Origin of the sequence: Ideonella sp. (assembly GCF_035254525.1) — a bacterium.
Lineage (GTDB): Bacteria > Pseudomonadota > Gammaproteobacteria > Burkholderiales > Burkholderiaceae_C > Ideonella.
On the sequence record NZ_DATFAN010000150.1, the window covers coordinates 80,703 to 101,522 of the forward strand.

Below are 20,820 nucleotides of genomic sequence, written 5' to 3' on the forward strand. Positions count from 1 at the left end.
TTACCCTGCCGCCCATGAACCTCGCGCGCTTCTCGTCGCTGGTGCTGGCCTGGCAGCGGCTGGCGGCCGACGCACCGGCCGAGGGCTTCCGCGCCGCGGCGCTGCACCTGCTCGAGCCGCATCTGGCCTTCGATTCCGCGTGGTGGGGCATTGCGAACCCGCAGGCCGGCCAGGTCTCGGTGATGCAGGGCTACCTCCACCGGCTGCCGCCCGAATTCACCGAGGACTGGTGGCGCATCGCCGACGTCGATGCGCTTGCACGGCGCTGCGCCGAGCAGCCCGGCATCACCGTGCACGACGACGGCAGCCGGCCCGGCACGCCGGCCGAAGATGCTTTCGATGCACGCTATGGCCTGGCCAGCGCGCTGTCGACCCTCGTGCACGACGAAGCGACCGGCCTGTACTGCTTCCTGTCGCTGTTTCGCGGCGAGTCGAGGCCCGCGTTCAGCGAAGCCGAGCGCGCGTTCACCGAGCTGCTGGTGCCGCACCTGGTGCTGGCCGAGCGGACGCACTGGCGGCTCGCGCTGCGGCGCCAGCTCGGGGCGGCCGGCACGCACCAGGCGCAATCCGACGATGCGGGCTACCTGCTGGACGCCTCGCCGGATTTCTGCCGCGCGCTCGTCGGCGAATTCCCGGCCTGGCCCGGCGGCCCCTTGCCCCTGCCGCTGCAGCCGCTGCTGCGCGCCCGCGGCGGGCAATGGCAGGGGCGGCGGATCGAGATCCACATCGAACCGCTGAACGAGGCCGACAGGGCCGACGAGGACCGCGCCGCGCCGAACGCGTGCTGCCGCATCCTGCTGCGCGCCCGCATCGGCCACGGGCTGACACGGCGCGAGGAGACCATCGCCCGGGCCTACGCCGCCGGCGATTCGTACAAGGAGATCGCGCGCCAGCTCGGCCTGTCACCCACCACCGTGCGCGGCTACCTGCGCGAGTGCTACCTCAAGCTGGGCGTGTCGAACAAGGCGGCCCTCGGCGGCGTGCTGCTGCGCGGTGCGCCGGACGCCACGGCGCCGAAGCGCTGAGGCCGCCCTTCAGCGCCTGGACGGCAGGCTGCCGACCACCCCCTGGACCAGCCAATCCATCTGCGCGATCTGCTCCGCCCCCATCACCGCACCGGCGGCCTGGCGCTCGCGGCCGGTGTTGTCGACCAGGCGACCGGCAAAGGGCCGGAACTCGCCGCTGCGCAGCGCGGGCTCCTTCTGCGCCACGGCCTCGCGCGCCGCAGGTGCGAGCTGCGGGCTCAGGGCGGCCAGGCGCACCATGCCGTCGCCGATGCCGCCCATGTGGGCCGCCGGCTGCCAACGGCCGTCGATCAGCGCCTTGGCCCGGCGGATGTAGTAAGGCCCCCAGTGCTGGGTCACGGCGGCCAGCTGCGCATGCGGCGCCACCTCGCCCATGTCGCTCTGGTAGGCCACCAGCGCGACCTTCGCCTCTTCGGCAGCCTGGGCCACGGCGGTCGACGCCGAGTGGTTCGTCAGCACGTCGGCGCCTTGGCGGACCAGCGTCAGCGCCGCATCACGCTCGCGCGCCGGGTCGAACCAGGTGTCAAGCCAGATCACCTTGACCTCGGCCTTCGGGTTGACCGAACGCATGCCCAGCGTGAAAGCGTTGATGCCCTGCACCACTTCGGGCACCGGGAAGCCCGCCACGTAACCGGCGACGCCGCTCTTGCTGTGGTGGCCGGCGATCATGCCGGCCAGGTAGCGCCCCTCGTAGAAGCGCGCGTTGTAGGTCGACAGGTTGGGCGCGGTCTTGTAGCCGCCGGCCACTTCGAAGCGCACGGTCGGGAACTCGGCCGCGACCCGCAGCGCCGGCTCCTGGTAGCCGAAGCTGGTGGCGATGATGAGCTGCTGGCCCTGGGCGGCGAGGTCACGCATCACGCGCTCCGCGTCGGCGCCTTCGGCCACCGACTCGACCACCGTCGTCTTCACGCGCGGGCCGAGAAAGGCCTCCAGATCGTGCCGGCCCGCATCGTGCTGGTAGGTCCAGCCGGCCTGGCCGACCGGGCTGACGTAGACGAAGGCGACCTTCAGCGGCGCCGCGGCCGACGGCGCGTCGGCGGCATGGGCCGCCGTGATAGCGAGCAGGGCGGCGCACAGGGCTTGTCTGAGCATGAGCATCCTCGGCGTGGCGGCCCGTGCATTCTCACCGCGGCCGAAGGCGGGCCGACGGGCGTCGATGCCCACCGGGAAAAACCCCAGGTCCAGGCACGGGGTTTGCGTTCGGTTCCAAGCCAGAATGCCGGACTTGCCTATTCAAGCCCGATCGCGGGTTCCCCGATCCCCCACGTGCGGCACAACCGCCCCATGGAGATTCACATGAGCATCCATCGCCCGACCCTCACCCCGAACGCCGTGGCCCTGGCTGCATTGGCCCTGTGGGCAGCGGCTGCCGGCGCGCAAGCCAAGACGCTGGTCTATTGCTCCGAGGGTTCGCCCGAGAACTTCACCCCGGCGCTGAACACCACCGGCACCAGCTTCGACGCGGCGCGGCCGGTCTATGACCGCCTGACGCATTTCGTGCGCGGCAGCACCCAGGTCGAGCCCGGCCTGGCCGAGAGTTGGACGATCTCGCCCGACGGCAAGACCTACACCTTCAAGCTGCGCGGCGGCGTGAAGTTCCACAGCGTGCCGGGCTTCACGCCCACGCGCGAGTTCAACGCCGACGACGTGATCTTCTCGTTCGAGCGCCAGTGGAAGGCCGACCATCCATACGCCAAGGTCTCGGGCGGCAAGTACGACTACTTCGCCGACATGGGCTTCAAGGACGACCTGGTGTCGATCGAGAAGGTCGACCCGCTCACCGTGCGCATGACCTTCAAGAAGCCCAACGTCACGATGTTGCCGAACCTCGCGATGGACTTCGCCGCCATCCACTCGGCCGAGTACGCCGATGCGCTGGCCAAGGCCAACAAGAAGGAGCAGTTCGACCAGGTCCCCGTGGGCACCGGCCCGTTCAGCTTCGTGGTCTACCAGAAGGATGCGGTGATCCGCTACAAGGCCAACAAGGCCTACTGGGGCGAGAAGGCCCTGGTCGACGACCTGGTCTACGCGATCACGCCGGACGCGACCGCGCGCTACTCCAAGCTCAAGGCCGGCGAATGCCACCTCACCGGCTACCCGCGTCCGGCCGACCTGCCCGAGATGCAGAAGGACCCGGCGCTGAAGGTGACCAACCTGCCGGGCCTGAACATCGCCTACTGGGCGTTCAACACCCAGAAGCCGCCGTTCGACAAGAAGGAGGTCCGCCAGGCCTTCACGATGGCGATCGACAAGGCCGCGATCCTGAAGGATGTCTACCTCGGCGCCGGTACGGCGGCGAAGAACTTCATCCCGCCGACCATGTGGGGCTACAACAACCAGGTGCAGGACTGGCCGCACGACGCGGAGAAGGCCAAGGCCTTGCTGGCCAAGGCCGGCGTCAAGACACCGATGGACGTCGACCTCTGGTACATGCCGGTGCAGCGCCCGTACAACCCCAACGCCAAGCGCATGGCCGAGATGATGCAGGCCGACCTGGCCAAGATCGGCGTCAACGCCAAGCTGGTCACCTACGAGTGGGGCGAGTACCGCAAGCGCCTGCAGCAGGGCGAGCACCTGACCGGCATGCTGGGCTGGAACGGCGACAACGGCGACCCCGACAACTTCTTCTTCCTGCATGGCTGCGATGCCGCACGCCCGGGCGGCCAGAACCTGTCGAAGTGGTGCAACAAGACCTTCGACGAGAAGCTGGAGAAGGCGCGTTCGCTCACCGACAACAAGGCTCGCACCAAGCTCTACGAAGAGATGCAGGCGATCGAGCACGAAGAGGCACCCGACTTCAAGATCGCCCATTCGGTGGTCTACGAGGTCATGCGCAAGGAAGTCACGGGCTACAAGCAGAGCCCGTTCAACACCCATGAATTCAAGGGCGTGAGCCTGAATTAGCCCCCACGCTCCTTCGGAGCGCCACGAAGACCGTACTGCGAGAGAAGATGACGATGTTTGCCCATACCCGTGTCGCGCTCGGCCTGCTGTTGCTGGTCGGCATGGCTGCCCTGGCCGGCTGCAAGCCCGGCGTGCCCGACACGGTGAAGATCGGCGTGGCCCAGCCGCTGACCGGCCCCTTGAAGGAGCTTGGCCAGGACATGGTCGATGGCACCAGGATGGCCATCGACGACATCAACAAGGAAGGCCTGAAGATCGACGGCAAGATCGTCAAGCTGGAACTCGTCACCGCCGACGACAAGGCCGATGTCGAGGCCGGCAAGGCCGCGGCCAGGACGCTGGTGGACGCCGGGGTGGTCGCCGTCATCGGCCACCTGAACTCGGGCGTCAGCATCGCGGCCGCGCCGATCTACGCCGAGAAGATGATCCCGCAGCTGGCGATCTCGACCAACCCGAAGTACACCAAGCTCGAGCTGCCGACCACGCTTCGCCTGGTGGCCAACGACGACCTGCAGTCCAAGGCCATGGGCTCGATCGCCAACAGCCTGCCGGGCGAGCACGTCTACGCGGTGGTCGACGACGCCACGCCCTACGGCAAGGGCCTGGCCGACACGGCCGCCGCCCAGCTCAAGGGCAAGACGATCGCGATCCGCACCTCGCTGGACGACAAGACGACCGACTTCAAGGCCCTGGTGCCACAGCTGGTCGAGAAGAAGGTCGACGTGTTCGTCACCACGCTGGCCGACTTCCAGGTGGTGGCGCTGGCCGACCAGATGGTGGCCGCCGGCATGAAGAACATGCAGATCATCGGCAGCGACACGATCAAGACCGAGGGCATGCTCAAGGCGAATACGGCGGTCGGCACCATCTATGCGACCTCGCCGATCATCGGCGCCAGCGAGTTCACCGGCGGCAAGCCCTTCCTCGACCGCTTCCGCACGCTGTACAAGCACGAGCCGATCTATGCCGCACACTACGCCTACGACGCGGTGTGGGTGCTCAGCGCCGCGATGAAGCAGGCCAAGTCGGTCGACGGCGCCAAGCTGGTGCCCGCGCTGAAGTCGGTCGATGCCCTCGCCCCGGTGACCAGCAGCATGCGTTTCGGGCCGGACGGCGAGCAGCGCTACGGCTCGGTCAGCGTCTACCAGCTCAACCGCGGCAGCTGGTTCCTCTTGACACGCAGCGACGTCTGGTGACGAGCCGGTGCGCCTTCGACGAAGCGGCCTTCGGGCCGCTTGATCTTTCATGCTGAAGTTCCTCTGGCGCCGTCTGGCGCTGACGATCCCGACCTTCTTCGCGCTGATGTTCGTCACCTTCGTGGCCATCCGGCTGGTGCCGGGTGACCCGGTCGAGGTGCGCGTCGGCGAGCGCGGCATCTCGCCCGAGCGGCTGGCGCACTTCCGCCACGAGCTCGGCCTCGACCAGCCGGTGTGGAAGCAGTTCCTCGACTACGTGTGGCAACTGCTGCATGGCGACTTCGGCACCTCGCTGGCAACCAACCAGAAGGTGCTGACCGAGTTCGCCGCGCTGTTCCCGGCCACGCTGGAGCTGAGCCTGTTCGCGATGCTGTTCGCCGCGCTGATCGGCTTGCCGGCGGGCACCATCGCCGCCGCCAGGCGCGGCAGCCTGTACGACCAGACGCTGATGGGCCTGTCGGTCACCGGCTACTCGATGCCGATCTTCTGGTGGGGCCTGCTGCTGATCATGTTCGTCGGCGAGCGCTGGGGCCTGACGCCCGTGTCTGGCCGCATCGACCTGATCCAGTACTACTTCGAGCCGGTCACCGGCTTCATGGTGATCGATGCCTGGCTCTCGGGCCAGGCCGGCGCGGTGAAGGACGCCCTGCACCACCTCGTGCTGCCCGGCATCGTGCTCGGCACGATCCCGCTCGCGGTGATCGCCCGCATGACACGCTCGGCGATGCTCGAGGTGCTCAGCGAGGACTACGTGCGCACCGCCCGCGCCAAGGGCCTGCCGGCCTGGCGCGTGGTCGGGCTGCATGCGCTGCGCAATGCCCTGATCCCGGTCGTCACGGTGATCGGGCTGCAGGTCGGGGCGCTGATGGCCGGCGCGGTTCTGACCGAAACCATCTTCTCCTGGCCGGGCATCGGCAAGTGGCTGATCGAATCGATCGCCCGGCGCGACTACCCCGCCTTGCAGGGCGGCGTGATGCTGGTGTCGAGCATCGTGATCGGCGTCAACCTCGTCGTCGACCTGGCCTACGGCCTCATCAACCCGCGCATCCGCCATGGCTGAAGCCCAACTCGTGTCCGTGCCGGTCGCATCACCCGCCCCGCCCTCCCCGCTGCGCGCGTTCTGGCAGGCCTTCAGCGAGAACCGCGGCGCGGTGGCCGGGCTGGTCGTCGTCTCGATCGTCGTGCTGCTGGCGCTGTTCGCCGACTGGATCGCGCCCCATTCGCCGACCGAGCAGTTCCGCGACGCGATCCGCGCGGCCCCGGCCTGGGCCGACGGCGGCTCGGCCCGCTTCCTGCTGGGCACCGACAGCCTGGGCCGCGACATGCTCTCGCGCCTGATCCACGGCGCCCGCGTGTCGCTGTTCATCGGCCTGTCGGTGATGGGCGTGTCCTTCGTGATCGGCGTGCTGCTGGGCCTGGCCTGCGCGTCGCTCGGCCAGGTGGTCGACGTGGTCGTCACGCGGGTCATGGACCTGATCATGGCGGTGCCCAGCCTGGTGCTGGCGATCCTGGTCGTCGCGGTGCTCGGGCCGAACCTGATCAACACCATCGTGGCCGTGACGATCGTCTACCTGCCACGCTACGTGCGCCTGCTGCGCGCCTCGGCGATGGCCGAGCTGCAGAAGGATTACGTCACTGCCGCCAAGGTGGCTGGCGTCGGCCCGTGGCGGCTGATGTTCACGACCGTGCTGCCGAACTGCCTCGCGCCGCTGATCGTGCAGGCGGCGCTCGGCGTGTCGGACGCGATCCTTGAGGCCGCCGCGCTGGGCTTCCTCGGCCTGGGCGCGCAGCCGCCGACCGCCGAGTGGGGCACGATGCTCGCCGACGCGCGCGAGTTCATCCGCTCCGACCCCTGGCTGGTCACGCTGCCCGGCCTGGCCATCCTGACCACCGTGGTGTCGATCAACCTGGCCGGCGACGGCCTGCGCGACGCGCTCGACCCGAAAATGAGAAAGACATGACCCAGCCGTTGCTGGACATCAAGGGCCTGACCGTCAGCTTCGCGACGCGTGGCGGCGCCTTCCGCGCCGTCGATGGCGTCGACCTGGCCGTCGCGCCGAACGAGGTGCTCGCGATCGTCGGCGAATCGGGCTCGGGCAAGTCGGTCGCGATGCTGGCCATCATGGGCCTGCTGCCCTGGACGGCGACCGTGAAGGCCGAGCGCATGCACTTCGCCGGCCAGGACCTGCTCGCGATGACGCCCAAGCAGCGCCGCGCGCTGGTCGGGCGCGACGTCGCCATGGTCTTCCAGGAGCCGATGAGCTCGCTGAACCCCTGCTTCACGGTCGGCTACCAGATCGCCGAGGCGCTGGCCGAGCACACCGGGCTGGATCGCAGCGCGCGCAAGGCTCGCGTGATCGAGCTGCTCGAACAGGTCGGCATCCCCGATCCGGTGCGCCGCGCCCGGGCGTTTCCGCACCAGCTGTCGGGTGGCATGAGCCAGCGCGTGATGATCGCGATGGCGCTGGCCTGCAAGCCGCGCCTGCTGATCGCCGACGAGCCGACCACCGCGCTGGACGTCACGATCCAGGCGCAGATCCTGGACCTGCTGCAGGCGCTGCGGCGCGACACCGGCATGGCGCTGGTGCTGATCACGCACGACCTGGGCGTGGTGGCCGAGTGCGCCGACCGCGTGCTGGTGCAGTACGCCGGCCGGCCGGTGGAGACGGCGAGCGCCGATGCGCTGTTCGCCGACCCGCACCACCCCTACACCGCCGCGCTGCTGGCTGCGCTGCCCGAGCGCGCGCGCCAGGGCGAGCGGCTCGCGGCGATCGACGGCATGGTGCCCGGCCAGTTCGACCGGCCGGCGGGCTGCCTGTTCGCCCCGCGATGCCCGTTCGCTCAACCGGCTTGCCGCACCGTCGCGCCGCAAGCGGCGACCCCGGCGCTGGGGCGCGCGCTGTGCATCACGCCGCTGGTCCACGGTGAGCCGATGCCCCTGCCGGCAGAGGTGCAGGCAGCATGACGTCCGCTCACCCTGTCGTGCTCGAAGCACGTGATCTGCGGCGCGAGTACCCGGTCTCGCGTGGCCTGTTCCAGCCGCCGGCCGTCGTGCAGGCGCTGGCCGGCGTCAGCTTCTCGGTGCAGGCCGGGCGCACGCTGGCGGTCGTCGGCGAGTCGGGCTGCGGCAAGTCGACGCTCGCACGCCTGCTGACGATGATCGAGTCGCCCACCCGCGGCGAGCTGCTGATCGACGGCAAGGACGTGGCCCACGCCGATGCCGCGCTGCGCCGCCAGCTGCGCCGGCAGATCCAGATCGTCTTCCAGAACCCCTATGGCTCGCTGAACCCGCGCCAGACGGTCGGCGCGGCGCTGATGGAGCCGCTGCTCGTCAACGGCATCGGCGATGCGGCGCAGCGCGAGGCCCGGGCCCGCGCGATGCTTCGCCAGGTCGGCCTGCGCGAGGAGCATTTCGGCCGCTACCCGCACATGTTCTCGGGCGGCCAGCGCCAGCGCGTCGCGATCGCCCGCGCGCTGATGCTCGAGCCCCGCGTGCTGGTGCTCGACGAGCCGGTGTCGGCCTTGGATGTCTCGATCCGTGCGCAGGTGCTGAACCTGCTGGACGACCTGCAGCAGGCGCTGGGCGTGGCCTACATCTTCATCTCGCACGACCTCGGCGTGGTGCGCCACGTGGCCGACGAGGTGATGGTGATGTACCTCGGCCGCTGCGTCGAACAGGGTCCGCGCGATGCGGTGTTCGACACGCCGCGCCACCCCTACACCAAGGCGCTGCTCTCGGCCACCCCGACCGTGGACGTGGCCCTGCGGCGCGAGCGCGTCATCCTCAAGGGCGAGCTGCCCTCGCCGATCGACCGGCCGAGCGGCTGCCCCTTCCGCACCCGCTGCCCGATCGCCGAGCCGCACTGCGCCGAGGCCGAGCCGGTGCTGCGGCCGATCGGCGTGCAGCAGGTGGCGTGCTGGCTGGCCTGAACCCCGCAGGCGCCCCGGCCGTGAGTTGACGCAGGTCAATCGCCTCGGCCTTCGCGGCGTGGCCGGCTGGACTCGGCCCGCCATCGGCCCTATGGTTTGCGCTGGATCGGAGGGGCTGACCATGGAATCGAGCGACCGGCCGCAGGTGATGGTCGTCGACGACCATGCCGAGAGCCTGGCCGTGATGGGCGAATTGCTGCACCCGCGCTACCGGGTGCGCAGCGCAAACTCGGGCGCACGGGCGCTCCAGCTGCTCGCCGCCGACCCGCTGCCGGACCTGCTGCTGCTGGAAGTGATGATGCCGGGCCTGGACGGATTCACCGTGCTGCGCCGGCTGCGCGACCAGCCGCGCACGCGCGAGTTGCCGGTGATCCTCGTCACCGCGATGGGCGACAACGCCGACGAGGAGCGCGGCCTCGCGCTCGGGGCGGTGGACTTCCTGGCCAAGCCGATCCGGCCGACCGTGCTGCAGGCCCGCGTGGCCACCCATGTCGAGCGGCAGCAGGCCCGCCTGCACCTGGCCCGCCAGAACCGCGAACTCGGTGCCGAGGTCGGCCGACGCATGCGCGAGAACCTGCGCATCAGCCAGGTCACCCTGCATGTGCTGCGCCGGCTGGCCGAGACGCGCGACAACGAGACCGGCAACCACCTGCGCCGCACCAGCGCCTACGTGCGGCTGCTGGCCACCCGCCTGGCGGACCACCCGCGGCACGCCGGCGCGCTGGAGGCCCATTCGATCGACCTGATGGCGCGCTCGGCGGCGCTGCACGACATCGGCAAGGTCGGCATCCCCGACCGCGTCCTGCACAAGCACGGGCCGCTCGATGCCGACGAGCGCGCGCTGATGCAATCCCATGCCGCGCTGGGCGCGGGCGTCATCGAACGCGCCGAACGCGATGTCGGCGGCAGCGAGGGCCTGGGCTTCCTGCGCTGCGCGAAGCAGATCGCCCGCCACCACCACGAGCACTGGGACGGCACCGGCTACCCCGACCGCCTGGCCGGCGAGGCGATCCCGCTGCCGGCGCGGCTGATGGCGGTGGCGGACGTGTTCGACGCGCTGACCTCGCCGCGCCTGTACAAGGAGGCCTGGGGTTTCGGCGATGCGCGCAAGGCGATCCTGGCCGAACGCGGGCGCCAGTTCGACCCCGACGTGGTCGACGCCTTCGACGCGGTCTTCGACGAGCTGTGCGCCGTCGCACGCAGCCTGGCCGACGCGGCGGCCGACGCCATCATGGTGCTGTGACGCGCCGCCTTGCCGTCAGGGCGGCAGGGCCAGCCGCTCGCGCACCGCGGCGACGTGCTCGCCAACCTCGTCGACGACCTGCTTCAGGCGCTCCTCGGTGCAGTCGAGCTCGTGGCACCAGTAGCTCAGCTCGACCGGGTCCATCGTGTTGATCCGGCCCGGGTCCAGCGGCCTGACCGGTTCGGCCGGCTCGTTCATGCCGGCAGGTGCGTCGCGGTTCATGATGCCCTCCCTTTCTGGTACGTGCCCATCAGCACCGCCTCGCCGAGCACATGGCCATGCATGGCCTGCTGGAGCTCGGCCTTCGTCGGCTGCGTCAGGTCCGGCAGGCGGGTGTCCAAGGCGTAGAGCTTGAAGAAGTAGCGGTGGCGCCCGATCGGCGGGCAGGGGCCGCCATAGCCGGTGCGGTGCCAGTCGTTCAGGCCGTCGCGGCAACCGGCGGGCAGGGGCCGGCCCTCGCCGGCCAGGCCGCCGGCACCGGGCGGGATGTCGAACAGCACCCAGTGCACCCAGGTGCGCTGCGGGTGCGCCGGGTCCGGTGCATCGGGGTCGTCGACGATCAGCGCGAGGCTGGCGGTGCTCGCCGGCAGGTCGCGCCATTGCAGCGGCGGCGCGACGTCGTCGCCTTCACAGGTGCAGCGGCGCGGGATGGCAGCGCCATGCACGAACAGTGTCGAACTCAATTCCATCGTGCACCTCCGGTTGCGCCGGGAAGCGTCGGCACAGTGTGGCCAGAGCCTGCGCCAGCGGCAAGCCCGGTGGCCAATCCCCTGACGGCAATGCGATCAGCCTGCGGCCGATTCTGAAAGCCCGGTCGGCGCCGGGCTTGCGTTGCCGCAATCCGCCGCTCGCGGCCCGGCCAGCCAGCGCGCCACCTGCTCGGCCACCCAGGGCCCGTCGTCCAGCGCCAGGTCGTGCCCGGCCCAGCGGTGCAGCGCGATCGGCCAGCCCCATGCGCCGGCCAGCGCCTGCGAGCAACGCGGGTCGACCAGCCGATCGCCCGCGCCGGCCAGCACCAGGGTTGGCACGGGCGGGGCCTGGTGCGGCGCCCGGTAGCGCAGCGCGGCGAGCAGCTGGCGCAACGCGTTGCCGGGCGTGACGGGCCGTGCCTCGCGGATGGCTGCCCACTCGGCGGCGACCGCCGCGTGGGCTTCGGGCCGCGCGCTGGTCAGGCGCAGGATCGTCGACTCGCGCACCGCGTCGCCCCCGCGCCCGGCCAGCAGGCCGGCCAGCGCGGCGTAGTTGGCCGGGCGCAGGCGGCGGTAGAACGGGCTGAGGCGGGCCAGGCTGGTATTGAGCAGCACGCAGCCGGCCAGCTCCTGCGGTCGGCGGACCGCCCAGTCCAGCGCCACCATCGCACCGAGCGACAGCGCAAGCAGGTGGTACGGCGGCGCGACCCCCTGGTCGGCCAGCTGCCGGCGCGCGGCCTCGACCATCGCCGCCACGCTGGCCGGGCTGTGCGCGCGGTGCAGCGCGCCGTTGCCGGGCAGGTCGAGCGCGATCACCTGCGCACCTGGCAGCCGCATGCGCAGCTGGTCCGGGAACCGGCCCCAATGGCCGCTCTCGCGCGTCAGCCCGCGCAGCAGCATCCAGCTCGACATGGCCGTCACCGCATGGGCCTGCGGTACCAGCGGGCCAGCGCCTGCTGGTGGTGGTGGTCGCGCAGTGCCCCCTCGGGCAGCCAGCGTGCATGGCTGGCGGCCGCGCGGCCGATGAAATCGAGCAGGCCCAGGTGGCGGCGCAGCACGCGGTGCTGGCGATGCTCGATCAGCGGGTTGAAGATGCCCTGGCGCGAGAACATCTGGCGCGGGTTCTTCTTGACCCACAGCCACGAGCCCATCTCCAGCGTCAGCGGCAGGAAGGGCTGGGCCGGCCAGCCGGCGCGGGCGCGCAGGTACAGGTGGTCCCAGAGGTCGCCGTGCGTACGGTACTGGCGGCTTTGCGGCTCGATCACGTAGCGGTGGTGCAGCAGCGCGCGGTCCAGCATCTCGGCCAGCACGTGCAGCTCGGCCAGGTGCTCGATCGGGCGCGCGGTGTGCGCGAACGGGAACCACAGCCGGTCGTTCATGCCGAAGCCCGAGTGGCAATCGAGCACCAGCGTGAACGGCCGGCCGAGCAGCTCGGCCTCGACGAAAGCGCACAGCGCCTGGCTCTCGCACTCCATCGGTGCACCGCGCGCGCCGCGGTACCAGGGCAGTCGCGGGCTCAGGCGCTGGCCGCCGAGGGGCCAGGGCACCGGCTCGCGCGCCTCGACCGGCGCGTTGCGCATCAGGTCCACCCCGCGCGGGTTGCTGCGCGTGCCCCGCCAGACGCCGCCCGGGTTGAGCAGCGGCACGAAGGCCAGCCGCATCGATTGCAGCTGCTGGTGCAACGTCTCGTCCCAGCCCAGCCGCATCACGAGGCTGCGCAGGTAGGCGATCACGACCTCGGCGCCGATGCGCTCCAGCCCGTGCACGCCGCCCACGAAAAGCACCGCCGGCGCGTCGGCCCGCGCGGCGCCGAGCAGGTAGGCATGCACCGGCAGCGGCCGCCCGTCGACCTCGACCTCGCACAGCAGGCGCCGCTCGAGCTGCGGCGCGCCCAGGCGCAGCAGGGCCTGCAATTCGAGCAGCTCGGGCAGGTCGGCGCGGTGGCGGGCGGTCACACGGTGGGCGCTTCGGAGGCGAAGCGGCGAGCATAGCGGGCCCGCCCGTCATCAGGCGGTCACACGGCCGCGCCATGGGCGCCGCCGTGCGGCCGGTTAGCGCCGGTGCGGGCGTGCCACCGTGCCGCGCAGCTCGCGCGCCACCTGCGGCGCCGCGTAGACCTTCTCCAGCGCCTGCAGGATGGCCTGTGCATGCACCGCCAGCGAGCGCGCCTTGTCGTCGGTGTAGACGTAGCGCCCGCCCAGCGCCTCGAGGTTCGAGTCGAACATCAGGCCGACCCACTCACCGCGCCGGTTGACCAGCGGCGAGCCCGAGTTGCCGCCGATGATGTCGGCCGTGGTGACGAGGTTCAGCGGCACCTGTGGATCGATGTGCGAGCGCGCCTTGGCCACCGCCGGCGACAGATTGAAGGGTGCCTTGCCGTCGAACGCATCGGCCCGCGCGACCAGGCCGCCGACCGTCGTCTTCCACGGCGTCGCAACTCCGTTGGCGTCGTAGCCGGCGACCTTGCCGTAGGACAGGCGCAGCGTGCCGGTGGCGTCCGGCGGCAGATCGCGGCCATAGATGGCGAAGCGTGCCTGGCCGAGGCGCTCGGCAGCGTGTTCGATCGGCGTGTCGATCTTCTCCTCGCGCCAGCGTGCCAGCTCGCGCCGCAGCGGGTAGGCTTCGCGGGCCAGGCGGATCAGCGGGTCGTCCGAGGCTTCGATCGCCGCCACGCCGCCGCCCAGCAGCGCGCGCCGCACCGCCAGCTCGTCGAGCCGGCTCGCCCGCACCGCCTGCTCGGCCGTGGCCTGCGGCGTCGCGCCGGCCAGCGTGGCCTTCACGTAGGCATGCTCGTTGCCCAGCAGGTCCCGGGCCTCGGCCAGCAGGCCGGCCAGGCGCGCGACCTCCAGATCCTTGTAGTAGGGCACCTCGGCGAGCACGCGGCGCTCGATCTCGGGCAGCGCGGCATCGCGGAACTTGGCCAGGCGCTCGCCCTCCGGCAGGCGGCGTTCGTAGGCCTGCTCGACCAGGTCGCCGGCCACCGAGAACAAGGTCTTGTAGCCGTACCCGATGGCCTTCAACTCCTTGACCTTCGCCGCGTGGCGGGCGGTGGCGGCCTCCACGTCGGCCCAAGGATCGCCGGCCAGGCCGCGCGCCGCGTAGGCCGCGCGAAAGCGCGCCTCATCGGCCTGCTTCGCCGCCATCAGCGCCGGCGTCGACAGGGCCGCGTACTCGCCGCGCATCGCCTTGAGCCAGTTCTCGGTGCCGAACAAGCGATCCAGCGCCTGCCGCGCCGCCTCGGGCGAGCGGGCGGAGTAGGCCTGCAGCAATGCCTGCTGCGCCCGCGCGCTGGCCAGGTCGAGCGGCAACTCGATATCGCGCTGGAACTTCAGCTGGGCCAGTGTCTGCAGGCGGTCGGTGTGGCCGGGGTGGCCGGCGACGAAGACGACGTCGCCCTCGGCCAGCGGTGCGCTGGCGAGCTTCAGGTGATCGGGTGTCGTGGCCGGGTGGCCGTTTTCGTACGCCCGCATCAGCGCGAAATCGAAGGCGTAGCGGGGGAAGACGAAGTTGTCGGGATCGCCGCCGTAGAACGCCGCCTGGTATTCCGGGGCGAAGACCAGCCGCACGTCGTCCCACTGCTTGTAGCGGTACAGGTGGTGCACCGAGCCGCTGTACAGCGCCACGACCTCGCAGCGCAGTTGGCCGGCGCCCGGCTGCCCGGCAGCCTCGCAGCGCTTCTCGATCTCGCCGATGCTGGCCTTGCGCAGCGTGTTGCGCTGCTCGTCGGTGCTGCCAGTGGCCATGGCCTGCTGCACGGCGGCGCTGACGTCCTCGGTGCTCTGCAGCACGCGGGCGGTCTCGCCGGGGCAGCGCAGTTCAGCCGCACGGGTGGGGGCCACGAAGCCGTGGCCGGCCAGATCCTTGCCGGCGCGCGACAGGCGCTCGATACAGCCCAGCGCGACGTGGTGATTGGTCAGCAGCAAACCCTGGCCGGACACGAAGGACGCCGACGCGCCCAGCTTCACCGAGGCCTTCTGCAGCCGGCTCAGCCACTCGGGCGTCAGCGTGACGCCGTAGCGCTGCTGCACGGCCGCGACGGGCGGGTTGTCGAAGGTCCACATCCCTTCATCGGCCTCGGCCGCCAGGCTGGCCGCGAGTAAAGAAGTGGCAAGCACGGCCCCGCGGGCCGCGCGTGGTCGAGCACGCATGGAAGATCCTCCTGAGATTGTTCGAGCGATGCACCGCCTCATGGCGGTGTCGCGGCGATTGTGCGTGACGCAACGGCCCTGGGCGGCCGTTCAGGCGCCGGTCGCTTCGCCCTCTTCGTCGGCCTCGGCCGTGGTCTCTTCTTCCGCCTCGGTCTCGGTGGGCTCGGCTGGCTTGACCAGCGTCACCGGCACCGGCGACGAATGCAGCATGGCTTGCGAGACCGAGCCCTGGAAGGCCGACAGCAGCCCGCTGGTGCCGTGCGAGCCCATGATCACCGCGTCGCAGCCTTCGCTCTCGATCAGCTCGATCAGCGCGTGTGCCGGGTCGCCGGTGACCAGCAGTTCGGTCGCGTCGAGCCCGGCATCACGCAGCAGCGACTCGGCCGTCTCCAGCGCATGCTGGCCGGCGGCCTCGGCGATGTGGCCGAGCGCGTCCGGGTCCGGCGAGCGCATCCACTCGTACAGGTTGGCCGGCGGCTGCACGTTGGCCAGCACCAGTTCGGCCCGCAGGCCCTCACGCACCAGGGCGATCGCGTGGCGCAGCGCGGCGAGCGACAGCGGCGAGCCGTCGATGGGTACGAGGATCTTCATGCAAGGCACCTCCGTTGCCGACCATCGTGCCGCTGTGCGGCCCGATGTGCAAGGGCGCCGGTCAGGCCGCGGCCGAGAAAACCCGATCCAGCTCGTGCTGCCAGCCCGCGCGCGCGGCGGCATCGACGAAACTGGCTTCGAAGCTGTTGCGCGCGAGCTGGTAGGCCTCGCGCGCCCCGAGTTGCGGCAGCGCAGCGAAGGTCTGCACGAAGTTGTCGTTGAGGTAGCCGCCGAAATAGGCCGGGTCGTCGGAATTGACGGTGGCCACCAAGCCAGCCGCCAGCAGCGCCGGCAGCTGGTGCTCGGCCAGCGACGGGTAGACGCACAGCTTGACGTTCGACAGCGGGCAGACCGTCAGCGGCACGCGTTCGGCCGCCAGGCGCTGTACCAGCGCCGGATCCTCGACGCAGCGCACGCCGTGGTCGATGCGCTCGGCTTTCAGCACATCGAGCGCACTGCGGATGTATTCGGGCGGCCCCTCCTCGCCGGCATGGGCGACCACATGCAGCCCGAGTTCGCGGCAGCGTGCGAACACGCGGGCGAACTTCTCCGGCGGGTGGCCGCGCTCGGAGCTGTCGAGCCCGACACCAATGAAATATTCGCGGTAGGGCAGCGCCTGCTCGAGCACGGCCAAGGCCGCGTCCTCGCTCAGGTGGCGCAGGAAACACAGGATCAGCGACGCGCTGATGCCGAACTCGGCGTGCGCGCGCCGGCAGGCGTGGTGCAGGCCGAGGATCACCGCCTCGATCGGCACCCCACGCTCGGTGTGGGTCTGCGGGTCGAAGAACAGCTCGGCGTGAACGATGTTCTCGCCCGCGGCCTTCTCGAAGTAGGCCCAGGCCATGTCGAAGAAGTCCTGCTCCTTCAGCAGCACGCTGGCGCCGGCGTAGTAGATGTCGAGAAAGCTCTGCAGGTCGGTGAAGGCGTAGGCCGCGCGCAGCGCCTCCACGCTGGGGTAGGCCAGCTTCACGCCATTGCGCTCGGCCAGCTTGAAGATCAGCTCGGGCTCGAGCGAACCCTCGATGTGGATGTGCAGTTCGGCCTTGGGCATCACGCGCAGCAGCGCGGGAAGCTGGTCGCGGCCGATGCGGTCGAAATCGATGCCCATGGCGGAATACTCAGTTCGCGATTTGGCCCAGGAAGGCGCGGATGCGCGGGTTGTCCTGGTTGTCGAAAAAATCCTTCGGCGGGCGATCCTGCAGGATGCAGCCCTTGTCGAAGTAGAGCACGCGGTCGGCCACTTCCTTCGCAAAACCCATTTCGTGGGTGACGACGATCATCGTCATGCCGCTCGCGGCCAGGCCCTTCATCACGTCGAGCACTTCCTTGACCGTTTCGGGGTCGAGCGCGGAGGTCGGCTCGTCGAACAACATCACCCGCGGCTGCATCGCCAGCGCGCGGGCGATCGCCACGCGCTGCTGCTGCCCGCCCGACAGCGCGAACGGGTGCTTGTGTGCATGCGCCTGCATGCCCACTCGCTCGAGCAGCGCCATCGAGCGCTGGTCGGCCTCGGCGACGCTCAGGCCGCGCACCCGGCGCGGCGCCAGCGAGACGTTTTCCAGCACCGTCAGGTGCGGGAACAGGTTGAACTGCTGGAACACCATGCCGACTTCGGCATGCAGCGCCTTCAGGTGCTTGGGGTTGTCGTCGACGGGGATACCGTCGATCGTGATCGCGCCGCTGTCGTGCTTCTCGAGCCGGTTCAGCGTGCGCAGCAGCGTCGACTTGCCCGAGCCCGACGAGCCGATGATGACGGCCACCTCGCCGGCGTTGAAATGGGTGCACACGTCACGCAGCACATGGGCCGGGCCGAAGTGCTTGTTGACCTTGTCGACGGTGATCAGCGGCGTCATGTGAGCCCCTCGTCCGACGGATACGTCGGCCGATCCCCCGCGGGGATGGCGGGCCGGCTTGGGAGCGGCCCGGCGCTCGGCCCGCAATCGCATGTTGACCCCGGACGACTCATGGTTGGCGCCCCTCGATGTCGAAGCGGTGCTCGATGCCGTTGGTGATCTGCGTCAACAGCGTGGTCATCACGAGGTAGAGGATCGCGGTGGTGATCAGGATCGGCACCGGCTGGAAGGTCGACGACTGCACCCGCGCGCCGACGTTGGTCAGCTCGACGACGCCGATCGAGTAGGCCAGCGATGAATCCTTCAGCAGCGCCACCACGTTGTTGACCAGCGGCGGCAACGCCACCTTGAAGGCCTGCGGAAAAGTGATGTCGCGCAGCGTATGCCACTTGGAAAGGCCCAGCGAGCGCGCCGCCTCGAACTGGCCCTTGGGCACCGACAGCAGGCCGGCGCGGAAGGCCTCGGCGTTGTAGGCACCGACATTGAGCGACAGCGCGAGCACCGCCGCGGTGAACTCGGTCATCCGCGCGGCGTCGGAGAGCCACTCGGAGCCGAAGGACTTCGCGATCTCGGGCAGCGCGAAGTACACGAAGAAGATCTGGACCAGCAGCGGCGTGCCGCGGATGACCCAGATGTAGAAGCTGCAGACCCAGCGCACGGGCAGGATGCGCGAGGTCTTGCCGAGCGCCGCGAGCAGGCCCAGCACGACCCCGATGACGCCGGACACGATGGTCAGCTCGAGCGTCACCACCATGCCTTCGGCGAAGAACTTGGCGTTCGGCCCGATCGGGGCCGGCGCTACCGCGATGAGGCTGGCCGCCACCCACAGCGCCAGCACGAGGCCCAGCGAGGCCGTCACGATGGTGGCCTGGCTGCGCCGTTGGCGCGTCCAGCCTGCAGGCCACCCAATGGCAGGTATCGTCATGATCACTCGTGCGAGGTCTTCTCGGGGGTGGTCTTGTTCAGTGCCCGCTTACTTGCAGCGCACGTCCTCGCCGAAGTACTTGGTCGACAGCGCCTCGTAGCCGCCGCCCTTGGCCATGAACTCGCCCAGGGCCTTGTTGTAGGCGTCGGCCAGGCCGGCGTTGCCCTTGGCGACCGCGGCGGCAATCTTCTCGACGAACAGCATGCCGTTCGCCCGCAGGCCGGTGCCCTTGTTGTTCTTCAGCACGTCCATCACGACGAACTTGTCGGTCACCCAGGCGTCGGCGCGGCCGGACATCACGGCGGCCTGCGCGTCGGGATCTTTCGGGAAGTTCTTCACTTCCTTGACGCCCGGGATCTTCTGCGCCGCCTCGAGGTAGGAGCTGCCGGTCTGCACTGCAATCACCTTGCCCGCCAGGCTCTGCGCGGTCTTCAGATCCGGGTTCTTGCTGACGATGGCGCCGCCCGAGCAGTAGTGCGGGTTGGTGAAGGTCACCGCCTTGGCGCGCTCCTCGGTGATGCCGTGCGAGGCGATCACGAGGTCCCAGCGGTCCTGGCCCAGGCCGGTCAGCAGCGCGTCGAAGCCGAGCGTCTTCCACTCGATCTTCAGGCCCATCTTCTTGGCCACGCCTTCCATCAAGTCGACCTCGAAGCCGGTCAGCTTGGAGCCCTCGAAGAAGTTGAACGGGGCGTACTGGCCCTCGGTCGCGACGATGATCGTGCCGGCCTTCTTGATGGCATCGACATTGCGGGCCGATGCCACCGTCGAGCCGAACATCATCACGACGGCGGCGGCGCCGGCAACCCAGGACGTAATACGCGACATAGGAAAGCTCCTCGAATGGGATGGCCCGACGAATGGCGGGGCACGGGTTTGGTTGGTGCGCCGCATCCTACTACCGGGCATGCGCGCACCAGAGGGCACGGGCGGTCTCCCGGATCGGGATTGGCCCTAGGTGATTCAACGCAAGGATCGCGCCTGGGTGGGCGGGGTTTCCGGCGGAATGTGCCGGGCGGGGTGGTGCCGGCGTGAACCAGATTGGATGCCCAATCGGCCGGAGTTTTCGTCGGTTTCGGGCCCGATACGGCGCCCCGCGCTGTCGAAAATTCGGCGCGCGCCCCCGCACGGCAGGCAAAGGCGCCGGCCCGCCGGGGGCGGGCCGGCCGGGCTTACTTGCCTTCGCCGGGCACCTTGCCCTCGACCCCCTTGACGTAGAACTTGACGCCGCCGAGGAAGGTGTCGTCGGCGGCCACGTCCTTGGCCAGCTGTTCCTTGCCGGTGTTGTCGACGATCGGGCCCTTCCAGATCACCAGGCTGCCGTCCTTCAGGCCGGCCTTGACGGCGTCGAGCTTGGCCTTCGCTTCGGCCGGCACGTCGGCGGCGACCGAGACGAAGTCGATCGCGCCTTCCTTGACGCCCCACCAGCTCTTGCCGGTGGCCCACTTGCCTTCCAGAGCGTCGCGCGTGGCCTTGACGTAGTACGGGCCCCAGTTGATCACCGCCGAGCCGAGGTGGGCCTTCGGGCCGTAGGCGCTCATGTCGGAATCCCAGCCGAAGGCGCGCTTGCCCTTGTCCTCGGCCGTCTTCAGCACCGCGGCCGAGTCGGTGTTCTGCATCAGGATGTCGGCCCCGCCGTTGATCAGCGCGGTGGCGGCCTCGGTTTCCTTGGGCGGGTTGAACCACTCGTTGACCCAGACCACCTTGGTCTTGATCTTCGGGTTCACGCTCTGCGCGCCCAGCGTGAACGAGTTGATGTTGCGGATCACCTCGGGAATGGGGATCGAGCCGACCACGCCCAGCGTGTTGGTCTTGGTCATGCTGCCAGCGATCACGCCGGCCATGTAGGCACCCTCGTAGGTGCGGCTGTCGTAGGTGCGCATGTTCTCGGCGGTCTTGTAGCCGGTGGCATGCTCGAACTTGACGTTCGGGTTGTCGGCCGCGACCTTCAGCATCGGCTCCATGTAGCCGAAGGTGGTGCCGAAGATCAGCGTGTTGCCCTGGCCGATCATGTCGCGGAAGACGCGCTCGGCGTCGGCGGCCTCGGGCACCTTCTCGACGAAGCTGGTGACGACCTTGTCGCCGAACTCCTTCTCGAGCGCCTTGCGGCCGTTGTCGTGCGCGAAGGTCCAGCCGCCGTCGCCCACCGGGCCGACATACGCGAAAGCGATCTTCAGCGGCTCGGGCTTGGCCGGGGCCGAGGCGGCGGCGCTGGCCGCGGCGGGCGCAGCGGCCTCCTCCTTCTTGCCGCAGCCGACCAGCACCGCGACGGCGGCGAGGGCGGCGGTGCTGAGCAGGGTTCGCTTCGAAAGGCTCATG

20 protein-coding genes are annotated in these 20,820 nt (G+C 70.0%); 8 read left to right on the forward strand and 12 right to left on the reverse strand.

What is annotated here, in order from left to right:
- The first annotated feature begins 14 nt into the window (after nucleotides 1–14).
- Complete coding sequence (locus VJ693_RS15345) at nucleotides 15–1,025, forward strand: helix-turn-helix domain-containing protein (RefSeq protein ID WP_324155467.1); 1,011 nt, start codon at nucleotides 15–17, stop codon at nucleotides 1,023–1,025.
- A gap of 9 nt (nucleotides 1,026–1,034) precedes the next feature.
- Here the strand turns inward: VJ693_RS15345 and VJ693_RS15350 are convergent, their stop codons facing one another.
- The gene (locus VJ693_RS15350; RefSeq protein WP_324155468.1) at nucleotides 1,035–2,117 is read right to left on the reverse strand and encodes a BMP family ABC transporter substrate-binding protein; all 1,083 of its coding nucleotides are present in this window, start codon (nucleotides 2,115–2,117) and stop codon (nucleotides 1,035–1,037) included.
- A 204-nt stretch (nucleotides 2,118–2,321) separates the two neighbouring features.
- On the opposite strand from VJ693_RS15350, the gene VJ693_RS15355 reads away from it, so the two are divergent.
- The 7 genes from VJ693_RS15355 to VJ693_RS15385 all read left to right on the forward strand — a co-directional run bounded on the left by VJ693_RS15355 (nucleotide 2,322) and on the right by VJ693_RS15385 (nucleotide 10,298).
- The gene (locus VJ693_RS15355) at nucleotides 2,322–3,929 is read left to right on the forward strand and encodes an ABC transporter substrate-binding protein (protein WP_324155469.1); all 1,608 of its coding nucleotides are present in this window, start codon (nucleotides 2,322–2,324) and stop codon (nucleotides 3,927–3,929) included.
- A gap of 53 nt (nucleotides 3,930–3,982) precedes the next feature.
- Nucleotides 3,983–5,125 (forward strand): branched-chain amino acid ABC transporter substrate-binding protein, encoded by a 1,143-nt coding sequence (locus VJ693_RS15360; RefSeq protein ID WP_324155470.1) that lies wholly within the window; start codon nucleotides 3,983–3,985, stop codon nucleotides 5,123–5,125.
- A 49-nt stretch (nucleotides 5,126–5,174) separates the two neighbouring features.
- Nucleotides 5,175–6,185 (forward strand): ABC transporter permease subunit, encoded by a 1,011-nt coding sequence (locus VJ693_RS15365; RefSeq protein ID WP_324155471.1) that lies wholly within the window; start codon nucleotides 5,175–5,177, stop codon nucleotides 6,183–6,185.
- Nucleotides 6,178–7,086 carry an ABC transporter permease subunit gene (locus tag VJ693_RS15370; RefSeq protein ID WP_324155472.1) on the forward strand — a complete coding sequence of 303 codons (909 nt, stop codon included), beginning with the start codon at nucleotides 6,178–6,180 and terminating at the stop codon, nucleotides 7,084–7,086. Before VJ693_RS15365 ends, VJ693_RS15370 begins: the two co-directional genes overlap by 8 nt.
- On the forward strand, nucleotides 7,083–8,090 hold the full coding sequence (locus tag VJ693_RS15375; protein ID WP_324155473.1) for an ABC transporter ATP-binding protein: 1,008 nt from the start codon (nucleotides 7,083–7,085) through the stop codon (nucleotides 8,088–8,090). Before VJ693_RS15370 ends, VJ693_RS15375 begins: the two co-directional genes overlap by 4 nt.
- Nucleotides 8,087–9,055 carry a dipeptide ABC transporter ATP-binding protein gene (locus tag VJ693_RS15380; RefSeq protein WP_324155475.1) on the forward strand — a complete coding sequence of 323 codons (969 nt, stop codon included), beginning with the start codon at nucleotides 8,087–8,089 and terminating at the stop codon, nucleotides 9,053–9,055. The genes VJ693_RS15375 and VJ693_RS15380 overlap by 4 nt, the downstream gene beginning before the upstream one ends.
- Before the next feature lie 121 nt (nucleotides 9,056–9,176).
- The gene (locus tag VJ693_RS15385) at nucleotides 9,177–10,298 is read left to right on the forward strand and encodes an HD-GYP domain-containing protein (protein WP_324155477.1); all 1,122 of its coding nucleotides are present in this window, start codon (nucleotides 9,177–9,179) and stop codon (nucleotides 10,296–10,298) included.
- 15 nt (nucleotides 10,299–10,313) lie between these two features.
- Here the strand turns inward: VJ693_RS15385 and VJ693_RS15390 are convergent, their stop codons facing one another.
- From VJ693_RS15390 to VJ693_RS15440, 11 genes are all read right to left on the reverse strand, one after another.
- Nucleotides 10,314–10,520, reverse strand: coding sequence for a DUF3606 domain-containing protein (locus VJ693_RS15390; protein WP_324155478.1), 207 nt, complete (start codon nucleotides 10,518–10,520; stop codon nucleotides 10,314–10,316).
- Nucleotides 10,517–10,987, reverse strand: a complete 471-nt coding sequence (locus VJ693_RS15395; protein WP_324155480.1) for a YbhB/YbcL family Raf kinase inhibitor-like protein — start codon at nucleotides 10,985–10,987, stop codon at nucleotides 10,517–10,519. Before VJ693_RS15395 ends, VJ693_RS15390 begins: the two co-directional genes overlap by 4 nt.
- Before the next feature lie 96 nt (nucleotides 10,988–11,083).
- Nucleotides 11,084–11,899, reverse strand: a complete 816-nt coding sequence (locus tag VJ693_RS15400; protein ID WP_324155482.1) for an alpha/beta hydrolase — start codon at nucleotides 11,897–11,899, stop codon at nucleotides 11,084–11,086.
- Nucleotides 11,900–11,904: 5 nt separating this feature from the next.
- Entirely contained in the window at nucleotides 11,905–12,942 is a 1,038-nt protein-coding gene (locus VJ693_RS15405) for a M14 family zinc carboxypeptidase (RefSeq protein ID WP_324155484.1), read from the reverse strand.
- 96 nt (nucleotides 12,943–13,038) lie between these two features.
- A complete protein-coding gene (locus tag VJ693_RS15410; protein WP_324155486.1) occupies nucleotides 13,039–15,135 on the reverse strand; it encodes a S46 family peptidase in 2,097 nt (698 codons plus the stop codon).
- A 90-nt stretch (nucleotides 15,136–15,225) separates the two neighbouring features.
- Complete coding sequence (locus VJ693_RS15415) at nucleotides 15,226–15,726, reverse strand: universal stress protein (RefSeq protein ID WP_324155487.1); 501 nt, start codon at nucleotides 15,724–15,726, stop codon at nucleotides 15,226–15,228.
- A 61-nt stretch (nucleotides 15,727–15,787) separates the two neighbouring features.
- Nucleotides 15,788–16,834 (reverse strand): adenosine deaminase, encoded by a 1,047-nt coding sequence (locus VJ693_RS15420; RefSeq protein ID WP_324155489.1) that lies wholly within the window; start codon nucleotides 16,832–16,834, stop codon nucleotides 15,788–15,790.
- Between the two features lie 10 nt (nucleotides 16,835–16,844).
- Nucleotides 16,845–17,579 carry an amino acid ABC transporter ATP-binding protein gene (locus tag VJ693_RS15425; RefSeq protein WP_324155490.1) on the reverse strand — a complete coding sequence of 245 codons (735 nt, stop codon included), beginning with the start codon at nucleotides 17,577–17,579 and terminating at the stop codon, nucleotides 16,845–16,847.
- Between the two features lie 109 nt (nucleotides 17,580–17,688).
- Nucleotides 17,689–18,504 (reverse strand): amino acid ABC transporter permease, encoded by an 816-nt coding sequence (locus tag VJ693_RS15430; protein ID WP_324155492.1) that lies wholly within the window; start codon nucleotides 18,502–18,504, stop codon nucleotides 17,689–17,691.
- A gap of 48 nt (nucleotides 18,505–18,552) precedes the next feature.
- The gene (locus tag VJ693_RS15435; RefSeq protein WP_414652296.1) at nucleotides 18,553–19,329 is read right to left on the reverse strand and encodes an ABC transporter substrate-binding protein; all 777 of its coding nucleotides are present in this window, start codon (nucleotides 19,327–19,329) and stop codon (nucleotides 18,553–18,555) included.
- 344 nt (nucleotides 19,330–19,673) lie between these two features.
- On the reverse strand, nucleotides 19,674–20,819 hold the full coding sequence (locus VJ693_RS15440; RefSeq protein ID WP_324155494.1) for a BMP family ABC transporter substrate-binding protein: 1,146 nt from the start codon (nucleotides 20,817–20,819) through the stop codon (nucleotides 19,674–19,676).
- Between the last annotated feature and the right edge of the window lies 1 nt (nucleotide 20,820).

Excerpts from the sequence above, each read along its gene's own strand:
- VJ693_RS15435 (WP_414652296.1), bottom strand. The coding sequence starts at position 19,329 with ATGTCGCGTATTACGTCCTGGGTTGCCGGCGCCGCCGCCGTCGTGATG.
- VJ693_RS15410 (WP_324155486.1), bottom strand. The coding sequence starts at position 15,135 with ATGCGTGCTCGACCACGCGCGGCCCGCGGGGCCGTGCTTGCCACTTCT.
- VJ693_RS15360 (WP_324155470.1), top strand. The coding sequence starts at position 3,983 with ATGTTTGCCCATACCCGTGTCGCGCTCGGCCTGCTGTTGCTGGTCGGC.
- VJ693_RS15440 (WP_324155494.1), bottom strand. The coding sequence starts at position 20,819 with ATGAGCCTTTCGAAGCGAACCCTGCTCAGCACCGCCGCCCTCGCCGCC.
- VJ693_RS15365 (WP_324155471.1), top strand. The coding sequence starts at position 5,175 with ATGCTGAAGTTCCTCTGGCGCCGTCTGGCGCTGACGATCCCGACCTTC.
- VJ693_RS15355 (WP_324155469.1), top strand. The coding sequence starts at position 2,322 with ATGAGCATCCATCGCCCGACCCTCACCCCGAACGCCGTGGCCCTGGCT.
- VJ693_RS15395 (WP_324155480.1), bottom strand. The coding sequence starts at position 10,987 with ATGGAATTGAGTTCGACACTGTTCGTGCATGGCGCTGCCATCCCGCGC.
- VJ693_RS15390 (WP_324155478.1), bottom strand. The coding sequence starts at position 10,520 with ATGAACCGCGACGCACCTGCCGGCATGAACGAGCCGGCCGAACCGGTC.
- VJ693_RS15345 (WP_324155467.1), top strand. The coding sequence starts at position 15 with ATGAACCTCGCGCGCTTCTCGTCGCTGGTGCTGGCCTGGCAGCGGCTG.
- VJ693_RS15430 (WP_324155492.1), bottom strand. The coding sequence starts at position 18,504 with ATGACGATACCTGCCATTGGGTGGCCTGCAGGCTGGACGCGCCAACGG.
- VJ693_RS15370 (WP_324155472.1), top strand. The coding sequence starts at position 6,178 with ATGGCTGAAGCCCAACTCGTGTCCGTGCCGGTCGCATCACCCGCCCCG.
- VJ693_RS15420 (WP_324155489.1), bottom strand. The coding sequence starts at position 16,834 with ATGGGCATCGATTTCGACCGCATCGGCCGCGACCAGCTTCCCGCGCTG.
- VJ693_RS15425 (WP_324155490.1), bottom strand. The coding sequence starts at position 17,579 with ATGACGCCGCTGATCACCGTCGACAAGGTCAACAAGCACTTCGGCCCG.
- VJ693_RS15400 (WP_324155482.1), bottom strand. The coding sequence starts at position 11,899 with ATGTCGAGCTGGATGCTGCTGCGCGGGCTGACGCGCGAGAGCGGCCAT.
- VJ693_RS15350 (WP_324155468.1), bottom strand. The coding sequence starts at position 2,117 with ATGCTCAGACAAGCCCTGTGCGCCGCCCTGCTCGCTATCACGGCGGCC.
- VJ693_RS15375 (WP_324155473.1), top strand. The coding sequence starts at position 7,083 with ATGACCCAGCCGTTGCTGGACATCAAGGGCCTGACCGTCAGCTTCGCG.
- VJ693_RS15380 (WP_324155475.1), top strand. The coding sequence starts at position 8,087 with ATGACGTCCGCTCACCCTGTCGTGCTCGAAGCACGTGATCTGCGGCGC.
- VJ693_RS15385 (WP_324155477.1), top strand. The coding sequence starts at position 9,177 with ATGGAATCGAGCGACCGGCCGCAGGTGATGGTCGTCGACGACCATGCC.
- VJ693_RS15415 (WP_324155487.1), bottom strand. The coding sequence starts at position 15,726 with ATGAAGATCCTCGTACCCATCGACGGCTCGCCGCTGTCGCTCGCCGCG.